Raw genomic sequence first — 15,850 nt, 5'->3', positions numbered from 1 at the left:
CTACACATCCTTGTCCAAGTATACATATTGGTTAATATAATCTCTATTCTGTGAAAAAATCGGTGTCTCATGATCAACATCCCACTTGCTTCTGACGGCTTCGCCTTTGTTGTACTGTTGTTTGGTAATGCAAATTCCCCGCTTTTGCCAGACCGGAAGATCGTTCCAGTTTAGCTCTTTTTCCACAAAAAGCTTGTCTTGGAGCTGATTTCCGTTCAATCCTTCTAGTTCTGAATGCCTGAAATGGGCTTGAGCTACCATAGAAATGCTATTTTTAGTAGCATCTTGTTGTCTCCATAGGAAGTAGTTTGTAACCTCATCCTGGGGCAAAACCCATGCTCTCGCATCAAAAGTGGCTAAAGGCTGACCTGGGTAAACCTTTTGGATTTCCTCATTAAATTTGGCTGTAGCCAGCGAGGCAGATATGGACACCATCTTTTGAAGATTATTTTCAAACCAGGATTGCGTCGTTAATTTATCATAATTCGTAAGAAGCAGTGAGATTTCATCGCTCTGATGATACACCAATTTACACCCCATAATGTTATAGGCCAAATATTTACACGTCTCCCATAATGCAAAAATTAGTTTCTCATCAAAAGGTTTCGTCATCCCACGTGTAAAGGTATGAAAATGCGCACCATCAATTCTGATAATTACGGGTAAACGGCGTGGTAGGCTTAATCTATAGGCATTTTCATATTCCTTCATCCTATTTCCAAAATCATTTTTTTTCATAAACTATGTAGGTCCCTTTCCTGATCCGTGATTTGCGCATAGAGTACAACAATGTCTATCTTCCCCAATAGGCGTATATAAGAATTGTAACTAATTGGATTATGCATTGCTAGGAATTAAGCAAGACAAAAAACCTTAGCAGATGGGCTTGCAGAGTCTTTGGTTTTTTGGTATCTATTCCCCAAATGTTAGGCTATAATATTTCCATCTTTGAATTTATTCCGATATGAAAAGGATGATATATTTGAGCCAAAATCCATCCATTCCGCGCCCGTTAGTCAGGGCTAATCAATGGGTAATTGTTTTATCTGTAGTTTTCACTTGGATTACAGGGGGATATGGGGTGCTAGTAATTCCTCTTATCGCGGGGTTGCTCGGCGTCCTTTTTAACTTCAATCCAGTAATGCGGATAGCCAAGCTTTTCTTGAAGAAAAGCCCCTCCTCATATGTGCAGGAGAACCGAGAACAGCAAAGGTTTAATCAGCTTCTTGCCGTCTTTTTTCTGCTGGTCGCTTGGGTAGGATTTATGCTCCAGTGGAGTATTGTCGCTTATGTATTTTCGGCCATGGTCCTAGTGGCGGCCTTGGTGGCTATCCTTGGTTTTTGCATAGGATGTTTTGTTCTCTACCAATGGTCCCAATATCAATATCGAAGAAGAAAAAACGTGTAAACAGAAAAAACTCTCTATTCATTCCATTTCAATTAGGACATCGTTAATTAAATCGAGGGTGTAGCCGAACTCTCCAACAATATGGATGCTATATCGGTTCCGCCTTCTTTTTATTTTGCGGTAATATTATCTTCAAATACAAAAACAGAGATGGCTATATCTTCCTCCACTTTAATATCTGAAAAGAGGTGCAGCAGCCGCGAACCCATGTAATCCTCCAGTTCTTTATTGAAGTGTGTGGGATATATTTTTTGAACCATTTTGGTTCGAGCTGCATGCACCATCTCTTTCCCAGATTCTTCTTGTGCCAGAAACTTTTCGGATGGGGTTAAATTTCCATACAGCATCGTGATGGCCATATTATCTACAAAGGTTGTATGTATGCGCTCCGGGCCTTTCCCAAACAGCTCTTTACGTACTTTTCGAATAATTTCGTTAAAACCCGTTTCCCTTCTCATATCGCACCGCTCTCCTAAAATCTACTAAAATCCCTATTACTATATCCATCATAACCGATTCCTCTCCTATAAAACAGAGACTAGCGAAAGTGATTTTTGGAACATGATTTTATCTAAAATTATAAACGTTCATTAATTTTGTTTAACATTTCCTCTAAGATTTGCTTCTCCTCTTCGGTCAGGGCTTGAACAATTTCGTCCTCCACCTTTTGAAAAGAGTCACTAAAAGCTTCAATCAATTCAATGGCTTTTGGTAAAACATAAATATTTTTTTGCCGCTCATTATTGGCCGGGATTTTGCGCTCGATGAATCCTTTTTGCTCAAGACCTTGAAGTATGCTTGTAATGCTGGCTCCGCGCAGATGAAACCGATCGGCCAGATCCTTCTGAATTAAATTATTTTCTTGATTCTCGTAGATATATCTAATCATTTTTCCTTGTTGAGCATTTAATCCCAACTCTTTTATGCTCTCGTCCGCTCTTTTCTTTAACTTAAGACCGATAACCTGAAACAAATCCAGAAAAACCGTATCCTTTTGGGTTTCCATAATCATACCTCCTCAAATTATTAGAAGTCTAATTGTCAGTAAATAAACTATATAAATCTCTAAACTGTTTGTCAAATGAAAATCAGTTTATTGACAGTTATAAAACTAATAGTTAGAATTCTAAGTGTTTAAAACTGAACACTAAGGAGGAACGACATGAAGAATGTAACTCAAAGCTCTACGGTAGAAAAAGTTACAGCGATTACGAATGTACGTATTTTCGATGGAGAAAAAGTTATTGAGCCCAGAAATGTTGTCATCCAGGGGGAAACCATTATTTCGGTAGGCGGAGACCTTCCGACACATGCAACGATCATCGATGGGGAAAATGCGACATTATTGCCTGGCCTGATTGATGCGCATGTCCACACTTCAATCGGTGGGTTACGAGATGCTTTAAAATTCGGCGTCACGACAGAACTCGAAATGAACGGCAGTTTTACAGAAAGAGGGCGCAAGATCCAGTTGAAAAACGTGAATGACGCCGCTGAAGTCCGTTCCGCCGGCACAGCGATCACTGCTCCAGGTGGTCATCCGGATGAATTATTGCAGGATGAGGATGAAATTCCTGAGTTCGTATTAAAGGAATTGGAGAAGTTACCCAACGAAGACCGGGAAGCTATGCTAGCCGCCTACGCTCACGATCACGAAAAAGTGCCCCAAGTGACGACAGTGGAAGAAGCGATCAAACATGTGCATACCCAGGTGGAGAGTGGCGCCGACTATATTAAAATCATGATTGAAGAAGGGACGGTCTTGGGTGCCCCTGGACTGCCTATTTTAAGCGACGAGATTTTAAAAGCAGCCGTGGCAGAAGCCCATAAATTCGATAAAATAGTCATAGCTCACGTCTTGACGGCTCATTCTTCGCAAACCGCCATCGATATGGGAGTCGACGGATTGGGTCACTTATTTCTCGACAGGCCCGAATTCACATCTGAGTTGGTGAAATCCATAGCGGATTCAGACGCATTTGTTATACCGTGCTTGGTATTGAACTCATCCATTCTGGGGAATCCGGCATCAGAATTGGCGAATGATTCACGTGTTTATTCCAAATTAAGTCCGGAATGGATCGATATTTTGAACTCAAGCTTCCATACTTTCCCGCAAGGCAATTTGGAGAATAGCTTTAAAAATGTGATGGATCTTCACCGTGCCGGTGTGGATATTCTGGTCGGGACGGATGTCGCCCCCGTTCCTGTTCCCAATCTTGGCGGCCTTGCTCATGGAGCCAGCGTTCATCATGAAATGCAATTGCTGGTTGAGGCCGGATTTACTCCCATAGAAGCGCTTCAGTCGGCTACCGCGAAACCGGCCCGTTGCTTTGGGCTTAACGATCGCGGCTGTATTGCCGAAGGTTCGCTCGCTGACCTTATACTAGTAAACGGTGATCCGACAACCAACATCTCGGATACTTTGTCGATCAAATCCGTATGGTTAAAAGGTGTGCAGCAACTATGTTAATCGGAGCCTATCGAACAGGAACAACTTTCTAATCTCATTTGTATGACTTCCATTTTTACTTTCCGAGGACAGCTTAATCTTGTTGCCAACGCAAAAACACCTTCAAGGTTATCTCCATATCTTACGACATGGAGTTTCACTTTGAAGGTGTTTTAATTGCAAGGAACATTGTAAAGACGTACAAACAGTGGCCCCAAATACTTTCGCCATGCACTGTTTGTCATAAAATATAGGACTTACTCGTAGGCACCGATGTTCACAGCGGCTCCCTGTACTCTTGGCTTCCCGTCGATATCCAGTGTTCCAATGATGGCACGGTCCGTGTTCCCGGCATCGATCGCAGGTGACGAAGACTGCAAATGGAAGTCGCTGTTCGCGGCATTCACGAATTTAGGATCGGCAAATAGAGAATGCGTATCGTTGCCGGTCCCCGATTTGTACGCGGAGAATCCCGTATACTCTTTATTTTTCCAAGTCCAATTGGCTTCCGAGCTGCCGCCTGGAGCAAAATATAAATTATAATCCACAACATTGCCGGAATTTTTGGTGTATCCATTGGAGATCAGCATATCCGTAGAGCTAGCCACGAAAATATTGTTTTTGATCACGTTGTTTCGCGTATCATATTGAACCAAAAGCTGACCGCTTCCGTCGTCAAACGTATCGTTCTTGTATAGTGTATTGTTCACGATCTTGCAGTTTACCGTGGAGCCACGCTCCTCATTGTAACCGCCCATGGCAATGCCGGTCAGTCGGTTGTTATATATCACGTTGCTGCGGACCGTAATATTACTGGTTGCTTTACCGGCGTGCTCGGAGGCAATTTCGACGCCGATATCGTTGTTGTAGCTGTAGTTCTGCTCAATAATGCTGTCCTTGCCTCCATCTACATAAATGCCGCCGGCCGAGTTGTCATCGCTCTTGTAAGATGGGTTATTTTGAACTGAATTATTATACACCCGATTGCCCTTCACCAACCCGTTCCGCGCCTGATCGTAAACGGTATTCGGCGCAGTTCCCTCAAAGCCGATCAAATCAATCCCGATGTTGTCATTATCGTGAATGAGGTTGTTGGTCGCCACAAAGCCATCCACGTTGCCGTTTAAAACGAGCGATTCGCTGGAGCCCAGCACGAGATTGTACAGCTCATTGCCGCTGATCGTAAGGTCGTGAATCGAAGCCGGAGCTTTCGTGCCGTAAACAGCGATACCGTGAGCATCCCGACCCAGCCGATCTTTGCCGGTCGGGGTGACCGTGTTTTTGATGTCATGGATTTTGTTGTTGGACAGATTAATGAAGCCGCCCGAACCGTGAACATAAATACCTACAGGCACCACGTTCTTGGAAGCAGTGGTAAAATTGCGGATTTCAAACCCCTGAACAGTAACGTAATTGACATCGGCCAGTTCGATCAGCCCTTCGTTCCCGCTAACCGAAAGTCCGCTGCCATCAATAATGGCGGTCTCTGTCCCATAGTTGGTGAACACAATGGGACCCTGCGAAGCGGAGCCAGAGCGGGTAATCTTTAATTTCTGCTTGTACACGCCGCCTCGGACGTAAACCGTGCTGCCCGCAGGAGCCACGTCGGCCGCGTGCTGCAACGTCTTCCACGGCGCATCGTTCGTTCCGGCATTAGAGTCGCTGCCGCTCGTGGCCACATAATATTCTGTACCAGCCGCGGAAGCGGCGGGAGGTTGCACATTTCCGGCCACCAGACCAAGCCCGAAAGCCATGGCTAAACCTACCAGAAACATTTCCCCGAATTTCTTCATGTTCCTCATCCCCCTTTGTTTTTCTAGTAAATTGTACCGTAATTCCACTAAATCTGTTCTATGGCATCGGCCATTAGTGCAACCTAATGCGCGATACCAAGGACCGGGAGGTCACCGTAATCGCTGTCGAAAGGAACAAGAAACCCTGCGTTTTAGTAATCGCAGGGTTTCTTGGTGATCTAAGCTGCTCTATAACGTTGCCGCAGCTGCCCTATCGGCAGACTGCGCATGTTCTTACTCCAGACGGACTAATCCTTTACCAGTCGATTAGAAAGCATCAACATGATAAAAGAGAATAAAATGATGACGGCTACCCAGCTCCAGGAGAGTGTCATATTTCCGACCTCGGACGCAGTGTAAATTGCTGTAGGCAGAGTTTGGGTCTGTTCAGGAATATTACCTGCAAGCATCAGCGTAGCGCCAAATTCCCCTAACCCTCGGGCAAATCCGAGAATGTATCCTGAAATGAGCGGTCGATAGGCAAGGGGCATCGTAATGTGGCGAAACACCTGCCATTCGTTGGCACCTTGCGCACGTGCAGCCTGCTCTACCTCCGGGTCTACAGCTTCAAATCCTGCTTTAATCGTACGGTAAGCCAGTGGAAAAGCAACAACTACGGCCGCCACCACTGCAGCTCCCCACGTAAATACAATCGTCTGCTCGAACAGGTTTTCGAAGGCAGTGCCGATCCAGCTTTTCCTTCCCAGCAAGATGAGCAAAATAAAGCCGACAACAGTGGGAGGCAAAACGAGCGGAAGAAGTAGGACGGTCTCGATCACGCTGGTTCCCCTCCGCGGCGTGCAATTCGCCATCATTCGCGCTACCACAGTAGCTAATAAAAAGACGATGATGCTGGCGACGACAGCGACTTTAACAGATACGATAACCGGAGGAAGAAAAGCTGACCAATCCAACGGGACCCCCTCCTTTATCTGTAAATTCTATTTTCCCGTCATTTCTGTAGGGGCTGAAAATCCATCTTTACTGAACACACTCATTGCTTCATCTGTCCGTAGAAAATCAAGAAACTCGCCTGCTTCCTGGCTATGTTTGGTTGCTTTTACAATGCCTTCAGGATACAGGATGGGTGCATGCAATTCCTCGGGCACTTCCAGTGCTATGACCGTTTTATCGGATGATTTGGCATCCGTTAGATAGACGAGTCCTGCATCGGCGTTGCCTGTTTCAACATAATTTAATACCTGTCTTACGTCCTTGGCGAATACCATCTTAGGTTCCAGCTTGTCCCATAGTCCAGCCTTCGTTAACGATTCTTTGGAATACTGTCCGGCGGGAACGGTAGTAGGCTCCCCAACAGCCACTTTCAGGAAAGAAGGACCCATCAAGTCATTGAGCGTAATGCTTTTGTTATCTGTGCTTTTCGCCTTATCTTGCGGAATAACCACAACCAGTTTATTTTGAAGCAGCACGTTATCCTTTTCCACCAATGAAGCATCGGTTAATGCCTTCATTTGCTTCATGCCTGCCGAAATAAATACGTCAGCGGGTGCGCCTTGCTCAATCTGTTTTTGTAATGTACCAGATGAAGCGTAGTTAAAGGTAAGTTTGATATCTGGGTGCTGTTTCTCATACTGGCCTTTGAGCGTATTCAGACTATCTTGAAGACTTGCAGCGGCAGATACAACTAGTTCTGTCTTGGGTGCGGACTGTGCCGATTGTACAGCAGCCGGAGACGAGCAGCCCGCCAGAACCCATGCCAACAATCCAACGAACGTGAATATGTACCCAAATTTCTTTTTCAACTTGTTTTTCCCCTATCCTATAAATTCCAAAATGAGATGACGAAATGTGATAGCGAAAATAAGGAAACATTGTACATCTCATAACGGGTCGAATCTATTGGGTCAACCCAAATATTTGTGATAAATCGATCTCGCCTCGGCAATGTCCTTCGTGCCATGAATTAAGACGCGTCCATCCTGAAAAAGAACGATTCGATGCGTTCCGATAACAACGGATACCAGGTATGGATTATGCTCCACCTTGCCCCCCTGACGGGATAACAAACGTGCCGCTTCATTCAGATCACGTACAGTACCCGGGGCAGGGCGGATTTGAACCGTATCTCGTCCGCACAAGACAGCCGTTTTAGCCTGATGCTCCGATTGTAAAAAAGGAAACACTGGGTGCTCACCACACGTTGGGCAATCGGCTTTCTTCATGGCGCTGATTTGAATCGCCTGATGCTGATTGTTCCACAAGTCGAAAGATATCAGCTTATTTTGCAAAGCCGAATCGTCCCCGGTGAGCAGCTTCAATGCTTCGGCGCTTTGATAAGCGGCCACCATCTGTACAGCCGGGCTAATCACACCGACCGTATCACAGGTCGCACCGCCAAGCGGTACGGTCCCGAGCAGGCAATGCAGGCACGGTGTCTGCCCTGGCACGATGGTAAAGGTTGTCCCATAGCTGCCCACACACGCCCCGTAAATCCAAGGAATTCGGTGCTTGACCGCATAATCGTTCATAAGCAGACGTGTATCGAAATTATCGGTGGCATCTACGATAAGATCCACTCCTGCTGCGATATCGTCGATTTCCTCCAGCGAGACGTCCCGGACTAGCGCACGAATGTCCACGTCGGAATTGATTTGCTGCAATCGCTTCTGCGCGGCCACTGCCTTGGGGATCTGATCACGGGCATCCGTTTCGTCATAGAGCTGTTGGCGCTGCAAATTGCTCCAATCTACATAATCACGGTCTACCAACGTCAGCCGTCCGATGCCCGCTCGCACCAGCATGTCAGCATTGGCAGTGCCCAGTGCGCCGGCCCCCACCATCAGCACGTGCTTACTACGGATATTTTGCTGGCCTGTCGGTCCAATTTTCGAGAATAATTCCTGTCTAGAATAACGGGCATGAGACGCATGCGCATGTGCTTGTGCATCAACTTCTATTTTCTGATTTTTGTCCATTTCTGACATCGTTGATTTACGCCTCCATACTTATCCATTGATAGCTACAAGTTGATCAGACAAGCTAAAAGTTCAAATGTCCTCGCCCTTATTTGAAAGCTTTGGAGTATTTTGAGGGTTCCAGCCACCCAGCTGATGCCCCTTCCATTCTGAGCCGTCCTCCCACACTTCCTTTTTCCAAATCGGTACGATTTGCTTTAACCGTTCAATGGCATGGCGGCTGGCTTCGTAGCAAGTATCGCGGTGTGCAGCAGAGACAGCAATCACCACACTCGTCTCTCCAATTCTTACCGTACCAAGCCGATGTGTAATCGCAGTACGTGTAGAAGGCCAACGCTCTGCAATTTCGTCACCAATCTGCTTCATTGTGTTCATGGCCATCGGGACATACGCCTCATATTCAAGCAGCACCGTTCGTTGACCTTGCGTAAATTCCCGAGTCGTACCATTGAAGGTCAGCGAGGCGCCATGAGAAGGGTCGAGCACCTTTGAGGTTACTTCATCGGCATCAATCGGGTCGTACGTAATGGCAAATAAGCCACATTTTGAAACGACCGTCTCCATCCCGGGTGCTGACTGATGAAGAGCAATTGTATCTGATGGAAGCACAAGTTCATCTGGAGAAGCCAACTTTTTATGATGGGTAAAAAAAGAACCTGGCAGTTGTGAAGTTACTTCCGGGTACAGCTCATTCAGCCTTTTTCGAATGTCTGCAATGGTCACCGCTTCCTGTGAAAGTTCTACCGTGATCACATCACCAAGTTGCTCCGCCATACCTGCGAATAGCTGAATACGGTATTGCATATGATCTGCCCCCTTGCACCTATTCTATCGAATTCATCCATTCTATTAATAGAATTTACCCTCCTGAAACCGGAGGAATAATCGCAATCTCATCATGGATACTTACGAGGTCCTCAGGAGCGGCGTAGGCTTGATTTCTGGCAACAAAAGAACCTTGCAACTGGGCTGCTGCTTCAGGGAAACACTCGGATAGCAAGTCTTTTAACGCGGCAACGCTCATCGTTTCTTGATCAGTAGGCACCGTGATTATAGGCCCTCCCATCTGTTCCGCAAGTCCGGCAAATACTTGAATATGATAGTTCATTTAACATCCCCTCCTTTTCAGTACAGTGACTGTCCACCACATATGTACCAAGAAAAACCAACATGAATACCCCGAAAGGTTTTATTTCATGCTGGTTAACTATGACGGTGTACAATGAGGATTTGTATATTATATTTTAGATTCAACCAGTTCATCAATCCGCTCGGTATGCGTATATACATTCAGAGAATGACTGCGTATAAAGCCGACGGTTGTAATTCCCAGATCCTCAGCCAACTCAAGTGCAAGCTCTGTAGGAGCTGACTTGGACAAAACAACTTCACAGCCAATCTTTGCAACCTTCAACAAAATTTCAGACGAAATGCGCCCGCTGAAAACTATGATTTTGTCTTGTAATACAATATCATGTTTTAGGCAATGCCCATAGATTTTATCCAGCGCATTGTGTCGGCCGATATCTATTCTGGACAGGATCATCCCGTCTTTATCGCACAACGCTGCATTATGAACACCACCGGTCTCTTGGAACGTAAGTGCCGAGCTTTGCATTAAATCCATCAAGCGGAAACAATCGTCAAAAGACAGCGTAACATGGGTATCATTCATTCTTTTTGCCACTTTGGCATCATTCATAAAATAAAAGCCCTGTCTGCTTTTTCCACAGCAGGAGGTAATGTACCGTTTGGAATGAAAGTTTTGATAAAACTCATTCATTCGACGGGTTTTAATATGAACAAAACCTTCTTTTTCCTGAACCCAAATATCTTCAATATCATCGTACCGTTGGATGACGCCTTCAGAGGCCAAAAAACCTACTGCCATATCCTCCACATACTCTGGTGTACAAACCATGGTAGCAAATTCCTGCTGATTGATTTTGATGGTCACCGGATGCTCCGTCACCACAGTGTCTTCAAAACGCTTGATCTGACCGTCACGATAACGTAGAATCTCACGTTTTACCTCAGCTGGCTTTTCCATGTGCTCCACTCCCTTGTTTCTGACAGGCGGACTCTTCGGCTCACCCGCCGATGTGTGACATTTCAATTTTAGACGTTGCTTGTTGCTGTGTATGATTCAGTCGTTCCTCTGAATAGCGGTCGGTACGTTCTCTCCAAACACGCTCAATGTAAGCTCTAATCTCGTCATCGGACTGTTCGGAACGCAGCATCGCGCGAAGCTTGTACCCTTGAGAGGCAAACAGGCACGTGTACAAGGAGCCTTCAGCAGAAATTCTCGCTCGTGTACATGTGGAGCAGAAGGCGTCCGTAACAGACGAAATAATACCGATTTCCCCGTCTCTGTCCTGATACCTGTAGCGCGTCGCCACCTCACCTTTGTACTGGGGCGGAACAGGCTCTAACGGCATATGCTCATGAATGGCTTCGATGATCTGCTGCTTGGAAACGACCTGATCCAATTTCCAGCCATTGGTGTTGCCTACATCCATAAACTCAACAAAACGTAAAATATGCTTTTTCTTTTGGAAATAGTCAGCCATGGGAACAATATCCTGATCGTTAAAGCCCTTTTGCACGACCATATTTATTTTCACCTGCATCCCTGCTTGAGCGGCAGCCTCAATACCATCCAGCACCGCCTTTACACTGCTTCTGCCCCCGTTCATTTGGCGGAACCGATCATCATCGAGCGAATCCAGACTAACCGTCACTCTTTTCAGTCCCGCCTCTCGCAGTGCTACAGCATATTTAGGCAAAAATACGCCGTTTGTCGTCATTGCAATATCTTCAACGCCATCGAGTTGAGTTAACGAATGAATAAGCAAGGACAAATTTTTCCTCAGCAACGGCTCACCACCAGTAATACGCAACTTCGTAACGCCCAGCGAGACAAAAATACGGGAAAGGCGCGTAATTTCCTCAAAGGTCAATATTTTTTCTTTTGGCAAAAACGGATAGTCATGGCCAAATATTTCTTCCGGCATACAATATCGGCACCGAAAATTACATCGGTCTATGACGGATATTCTTAAGTCCCGTAACGGACGATTCCATTGATCGTCGCTCCGGTTCGCCATCCTGTTCACCTCAATCCGTCTTCATTAATAAAACTCTAATAAAACTCTTTACACTCTAAATTGGAACGGCATTTCCATTCATTTTATACTGAACCAAAAAACCGGCATCACAACAACTTCTTCGCTTATGAATATCGAAGAATCTGCTAAATGCCGGTTAATTTATCTACATCAGGATTTTACGAATCCCACTTCATGTGATATAGAAAAATCAAACTAACAAGCGCTGCGACAAATAAAATATACGCGGTTCCCACGCACACTCCATTTACGATTGCTCTGAAATAGATTACATTCCTATTGTTAGCAATCCTGGAACGTTTGTCAATGATTTTTCGATTTCTCAAACGATAATCATTATCAATTAAAAAATTAATAATGTACCGTTGAACTATCTTAAATTTTACGTTATAGTTACACGAGATGACATGCAGAAAATGACATATCTAAGTTATTCGGAAGTTATTGATATACAGACGGTGCGTACTGTTTGTTATTAATACATATTCAAATGGCGGATTGGCCTCCAGGACCTAGAGCTTGGTCACTACTCCACCATAAACACAAGTGCTGAAACACGAGCACTTGTGTTTATGGTGGAGTTTTTTTATTCCTAATTTTTAAATTTAAAATCTGAAAGGAGCCTGAACCGTGACTGATAGTACGATCAAAATCACATTAAACGGACAGGAACTGAAAACGAAGAACAGCGCAACGATTCTTGAAGTGATTAACGAAAACAACATCGCCCATCCCCAGCTGTGTTACGTTCCCGAAGTCGATCCGATCCGCACCTGTGACACTTGTATCGTGGAAGTGGACGGAAAACTTATGCGTTCCTGCTCAACACTGGCTTCGGATGGAATGAATATTCATTTACACTCGGATCGCGCGAAAGCAGCTCAAACCGAGGCTATGGACCGATTGCTAGAAAATCATCTCCTCTACTGCACAGTGTGCGATAACAACAACGGTAATTGTACTTTGCATAATACAGCAGAGCTTATGGAGATTGAACATCAAAAATATCCGTATCAACCGAAAGTTGACCCGACAGAAGTAGATATGTCTCATCCCTTCTATCGATATGACCCCAATCAATGTATTGCATGCGGCCAATGCGTAGAGGTATGCCAAAACCTTCAGGTCAATGAAACGCTGTCCCTCGACTGGGAAGCTGAACGCCCTCGCGTCATATGGGATGACAGGGTTGCGATTAACGATTCCTCCTGCGTCAGCTGCGGTCAGTGTGTAACCGTCTGCCCATGCAATGCCTTGATGGAGAAATCCATGCTGGGAGAAGCAGGCTTCATGAGTGGCATGAACAAGGATTTATTAAATCCGATGGTGGATTTAATAAAGGAAGTGGAGCCGGGCTATAGTGGGATTTTTGCTATTTCCGAAGTCGAAGCAGCAATGCGTGAAACCCGTACGAAAAAAACGAAAACCGTCTGTACGTTTTGCGGTGTAGGTTGCAGCTTTGAGGTTTGGACCAAAGGCCGCAAAATTTTGAAGGTACAACCTACCTCTGAGGGACCTGTTAACGGTATCTCAACATGCGTAAAAGGGAAATTTGGCTGGGATTTTGTGAACAGCGATCAGCGTTTGACCTCCCCTTTAATTCGTCAAGGTGACGAATTTGTGGAAGCTACCTGGGAAGAAGCCTTGAGCCTGATGGCCAGCAAAATGGGAGCTATTCAAGAAACTTACGGCGGTGAGGCACTCGGCTTTATTTCTTCGTCCAAATTTACCAATGAAGAAAACTATTTGATGCAAAAGTTGGCTCGTCAGGTCTTCCAAACGAATAACGTCGATAATTGCTCACGGTATTGCCAATCTCCTGCGTCATGGGGGCTGCAATACACCGGAGGCATCGGTGGGGACAGCGGTACGATTAAAGACATTGCCAAAGCAGGTTTGGTCATGCTGGTCGGTTGCGCGCCGGGAGAAGGACATCCCGTGCTGGCTACTCGTATCAAACGTGCGCATAAGCTACACGGTCAAAAGTTGATCTCGGTCGACCTGCGCAAGCATGAAATGGCAGAACGCGCAGATCTGTTCATTCGTCCGAAGCAAGGTACGGATTATGTATGGTTATCCGCTGTAGCCAAATACATCATTGAGCAAAACTGGCATGATGTAAAATTCATTGAAGAGCATGTAAACTTCTATCCTGAATATTTGAAGTTGCTAGATCGTTTCACCTTGGAATTTGCCGAACAGGAAACTGGTATTTCCAAAGAGACACTGATTCAGGTAGCGACTATGATTCACGAAGCCGACGGCACTGCCATTTGCTGGGGCATGGGTGTGACGCAAAACATCGCAGGCTCTTACACTTCGATTGCAATTGCCAACCTACTGCTGGTGACTGGAAACTTTATGCGTCCGGGTGCAGGCGCATATCCGCTTCGCGGACATAACAATGTTCAGGGTGCTGCCGATATGGGTACAATGCCGGATATTTTCCCGGGCTATCAGCCCGTGACGAACGATATCGTTCGTGCCAAGTTCGAAGCGGCCTACGGCGTACAAATTCCAGGTCAACGCGGACTAGACAACATTCAGATGCTGGAAGCCATTGAAACAGGTAAGCTCAAAGCGATGTATATCGCTGGAGAAGAGATGGCATGGGTGGATGCCGACTCCAACCATACCCAAGAAATGCTGGCGAACTTGGATTTCCTTGTCGTTCAGGATGTATTTCTGAGCAAAACAGCTGAATTCGCTGACGTTATTTTGCCAGCCGTACCTTCACTCGAAAAAGACGGAACCTTTACGAACACCGAACGTCGTGTCCAGCGTTTATATGAAGCCCTCCGCCCTATGGGAGACAGTAAGCCGGATTGGTGGATTTTCAGCCAATTTGCCAAGCACATGGGATTTGATTGGGATTACAGCCATCCAAGTGAAATTTTCGAGGAAATGGCGTCGCTCACTCCATTTTTCTCCCAATGTAATTATGACGTATTGGAAGGCTGGAACAGCTTCCACTGGGGATCGCCGGATGGTAGCAATACACCGCTATTGCACACCAACGGCTTTAACTTTCCAGATAAAAAAGCGCGTTTGGGACTTTTCGAATATGTGCCACCGAAAGAGTACCCCGTTGAATTCGATCTGACCTTAAATAATGGTCGACTGCTCGAACAGTTTCATGAAGGAAATATGACGACCAAATCGGCAGGCATTCAGCTCAAACTTCCAAAAGTATTTGTAGAAGTGTCCCCTGAATTGGCTGAAGAGCGCGGAATCCATAATGGATCGCTGGTTCGATTGGAATCCCCTTATGGTGCGGTCAAGCTACGCGTTCTGGTTACAGACCGGGTGCAGGGAACTGAAATTTATGTGCCGATGCACTCTACCAGCCATGATGGTGCGGTCAATCTGTTAACTGGTGGGGCGTTCGATGTAGTCACCCGTACACCGGCCTATAAACAAGCCAAAGTACGGATGCAAATTTTGGAGGTAGACGGTCAAAATCCACTACCACGTATCAATCCGCGTTACAAAAAGCGTCATCCGCAAAATGGGGTTGAAGTGGACCGTAAGTGGAATCGTCCCGGTTACGTCGATTTAGTGGATCAAAAATAAGGAGGTCAAGCCGTGGCTAAGCCTATTTCAATTGTGAGAAAACGCATTTTGACAGAAGAAGAACGGCAAAAACAATCGCTGGATCAGCTTACTGCTGATCTGGCGGACAATGGGGCGGCATTGCAGAAGACACTTGAAATCGTACGTGAACTGCATGATAGTGGTCTTCTCGAAGCAGCTCAGTCTATGCTAAAGGCTAAAGAAAGCATCGCCAAAATCGCTGTAGGACAAGCAACGCGTAAGCCTGTGACGAACATCATCAATAATCTCATGGGAGCAGCAGGGATGCTGTCTGAGGTAGATCCCGAGCTGATGAAAAAGCTGGCAAACAGTGTTACTAATGGCCTGAACGAAGCCGATAAACATCAAAAACAGAATAAAAAGACTCGTCTGCGCGATCTTATGAAGGCGATGAATGATCCAGATGTAAACCGGGCAATGGGATTTGGCATTCATTTTCTCAAAGGAGTGGGAAAAAGTTTGTCTGATAAATAGCTCATAGAGCGTGAAGATGGAAGACTAGTAACAACAGATAATAAAAAGAGCTGGCTCCGAAAACG

General features: G+C 45.6%; 15 protein-coding genes. 4 read left to right on the top strand and 11 right to left on the bottom strand.

Annotated elements, in window-relative coordinates:
* Positions 1-738: a tRNA(His) guanylyltransferase Thg1 family protein gene (locus tag ACUYLD_RS19300; RefSeq protein ID WP_061830403.1), complete on the bottom strand. Its 738-nt coding sequence runs from the start codon at positions 736-738 to the stop codon at positions 1-3.
* Positions 739-973: 235 nt separating this feature from the next.
* On the opposite strand from ACUYLD_RS19300, the gene ACUYLD_RS19295 reads away from it, so the two are divergent.
* Positions 974-1,408, top strand: coding sequence for a DUF4395 domain-containing protein (locus ACUYLD_RS19295; protein ID WP_416381845.1), 435 nt, complete (start codon positions 974-976; stop codon positions 1,406-1,408).
* Between the two features lie 110 nt (positions 1,409-1,518).
* Here ACUYLD_RS19295 and ACUYLD_RS19290 read toward each other — a convergent pair whose 3' ends face one another.
* Positions 1,519-1,866: a DUF2294 domain-containing protein gene (locus ACUYLD_RS19290; RefSeq protein ID WP_134903409.1), complete on the bottom strand. Its 348-nt coding sequence runs from the start codon at positions 1,864-1,866 to the stop codon at positions 1,519-1,521.
* Between the two features lie 119 nt (positions 1,867-1,985).
* Positions 1,986-2,420 (bottom strand): MarR family winged helix-turn-helix transcriptional regulator, encoded by a 435-nt coding sequence (locus ACUYLD_RS19285; RefSeq protein WP_419538109.1) that lies wholly within the window; start codon positions 2,418-2,420, stop codon positions 1,986-1,988.
* Positions 2,421-2,570: 150 nt separating this feature from the next.
* Here ACUYLD_RS19285 and ACUYLD_RS19280 point away from each other — a divergent pair, with 150 nt between their 5' ends.
* The gene (locus ACUYLD_RS19280; RefSeq protein ID WP_446675760.1) at positions 2,571-3,881 is read left to right on the top strand and encodes an amidohydrolase family protein; all 1,311 of its coding nucleotides are present in this window, start codon (positions 2,571-2,573) and stop codon (positions 3,879-3,881) included.
* A gap of 236 nt (positions 3,882-4,117) precedes the next feature.
* On the opposite strand, the gene ACUYLD_RS19275 is transcribed toward ACUYLD_RS19280, so the two are convergent.
* The 8 genes from ACUYLD_RS19275 to moaA all read right to left on the bottom strand — a co-directional run bounded on the left by ACUYLD_RS19275 (position 4,118) and on the right by moaA (position 11,696).
* A complete protein-coding gene (locus tag ACUYLD_RS19275; RefSeq protein ID WP_446675759.1) occupies positions 4,118-5,653 on the bottom strand; it encodes a choice-of-anchor Q domain-containing protein in 1,536 nt (511 codons plus the stop codon).
* A gap of 248 nt (positions 5,654-5,901) precedes the next feature.
* Positions 5,902-6,567, bottom strand: coding sequence for a molybdate ABC transporter permease subunit (modB, locus tag ACUYLD_RS19270; RefSeq protein WP_442436202.1), 666 nt, complete (start codon positions 6,565-6,567; stop codon positions 5,902-5,904).
* 27 nt (positions 6,568-6,594) lie between these two features.
* Positions 6,595-7,416: a molybdate ABC transporter substrate-binding protein gene (gene modA / locus ACUYLD_RS19265; RefSeq protein ID WP_061829723.1), complete on the bottom strand. Its 822-nt coding sequence runs from the start codon at positions 7,414-7,416 to the stop codon at positions 6,595-6,597.
* Positions 7,417-7,518: 102 nt separating this feature from the next.
* Positions 7,519-8,598 carry a thiazole biosynthesis adenylyltransferase ThiF gene (locus ACUYLD_RS19260; protein ID WP_446675758.1) on the bottom strand — a complete coding sequence of 360 codons (1,080 nt, stop codon included), beginning with the start codon at positions 8,596-8,598 and terminating at the stop codon, positions 7,519-7,521.
* A 63-nt stretch (positions 8,599-8,661) separates the two neighbouring features.
* Positions 8,662-9,393, bottom strand: coding sequence for a molybdenum cofactor biosynthesis protein (locus ACUYLD_RS19255; RefSeq protein WP_446675757.1), 732 nt, complete (start codon positions 9,391-9,393; stop codon positions 8,662-8,664).
* A 55-nt stretch (positions 9,394-9,448) separates the two neighbouring features.
* A complete protein-coding gene (locus ACUYLD_RS19250; protein WP_061829719.1) occupies positions 9,449-9,697 on the bottom strand; it encodes a MoaD/ThiS family protein in 249 nt (82 codons plus the stop codon).
* A gap of 129 nt (positions 9,698-9,826) precedes the next feature.
* Complete coding sequence (fdhD, locus tag ACUYLD_RS19245; RefSeq protein WP_250268884.1) at positions 9,827-10,639, bottom strand: formate dehydrogenase accessory sulfurtransferase FdhD; 813 nt, start codon at positions 10,637-10,639, stop codon at positions 9,827-9,829.
* A gap of 40 nt (positions 10,640-10,679) precedes the next feature.
* Complete coding sequence (gene moaA, locus ACUYLD_RS19240) at positions 10,680-11,696, bottom strand: GTP 3',8-cyclase MoaA (protein WP_061829715.1); 1,017 nt, start codon at positions 11,694-11,696, stop codon at positions 10,680-10,682.
* A gap of 651 nt (positions 11,697-12,347) precedes the next feature.
* Between moaA and fdhF the strand changes: the two genes are divergently transcribed.
* Together fdhF and ACUYLD_RS19230 are read left to right on the top strand one after the other, a co-directional pair.
* Positions 12,348-15,290 carry a formate dehydrogenase subunit alpha gene (gene fdhF, locus ACUYLD_RS19235; RefSeq protein ID WP_446675756.1) on the top strand — a complete coding sequence of 981 codons (2,943 nt, stop codon included), beginning with the start codon at positions 12,348-12,350 and terminating at the stop codon, positions 15,288-15,290.
* Positions 15,291-15,302: 12 nt separating this feature from the next.
* Positions 15,303-15,785: a DUF1641 domain-containing protein gene (locus tag ACUYLD_RS19230; protein ID WP_446675755.1), complete on the top strand. Its 483-nt coding sequence runs from the start codon at positions 15,303-15,305 to the stop codon at positions 15,783-15,785.
* The last annotated feature ends 65 nt before the right edge of the window (positions 15,786-15,850 follow it).

Source organism: Paenibacillus sp. SER-28, assembly GCF_052906305.1.
This window is presented reverse-complemented; position numbering and strand designations above follow the sequence as displayed.

What these genes read in the sequence shown, in the direction of transcription:
- ACUYLD_RS19300 (WP_061830403.1), bottom strand. Translation starts at nt 738, where the DNA reads ATGAAAAAAAATGATTTTGGAAATAGGATGAAGGAATATGAAAATGCC.
- ACUYLD_RS19295 (WP_416381845.1), top strand. Translation starts at nt 974, where the DNA reads ATGATATATTTGAGCCAAAATCCATCCATTCCGCGCCCGTTAGTCAGG.
- ACUYLD_RS19290 (WP_134903409.1), bottom strand. Translation starts at nt 1,866, where the DNA reads ATGAGAAGGGAAACGGGTTTTAACGAAATTATTCGAAAAGTACGTAAA.
- ACUYLD_RS19285 (WP_419538109.1), bottom strand. Translation starts at nt 2,420, where the DNA reads ATGATTATGGAAACCCAAAAGGATACGGTTTTTCTGGATTTGTTTCAG.
- ACUYLD_RS19280 (WP_446675760.1), top strand. Translation starts at nt 2,571, where the DNA reads ATGAAGAATGTAACTCAAAGCTCTACGGTAGAAAAAGTTACAGCGATT.
- ACUYLD_RS19275 (WP_446675759.1), bottom strand. Translation starts at nt 5,653, where the DNA reads ATGAAGAAATTCGGGGAAATGTTTCTGGTAGGTTTAGCCATGGCTTTC.
- ACUYLD_RS19260 (WP_446675758.1), bottom strand. Translation starts at nt 8,598, where the DNA reads ATGTCAGAAATGGACAAAAATCAGAAAATAGAAGTTGATGCACAAGCA.
- ACUYLD_RS19255 (WP_446675757.1), bottom strand. Translation starts at nt 9,393, where the DNA reads ATGCAATACCGTATTCAGCTATTCGCAGGTATGGCGGAGCAACTTGGT.
- ACUYLD_RS19250 (WP_061829719.1), bottom strand. Translation starts at nt 9,697, where the DNA reads ATGAACTATCATATTCAAGTATTTGCCGGACTTGCGGAACAGATGGGA.
- fdhD (WP_250268884.1), bottom strand. Translation starts at nt 10,639, where the DNA reads ATGGAAAAGCCAGCTGAGGTAAAACGTGAGATTCTACGTTATCGTGAC.
- moaA (WP_061829715.1), bottom strand. Translation starts at nt 11,696, where the DNA reads ATGGCGAACCGGAGCGACGATCAATGGAATCGTCCGTTACGGGACTTA.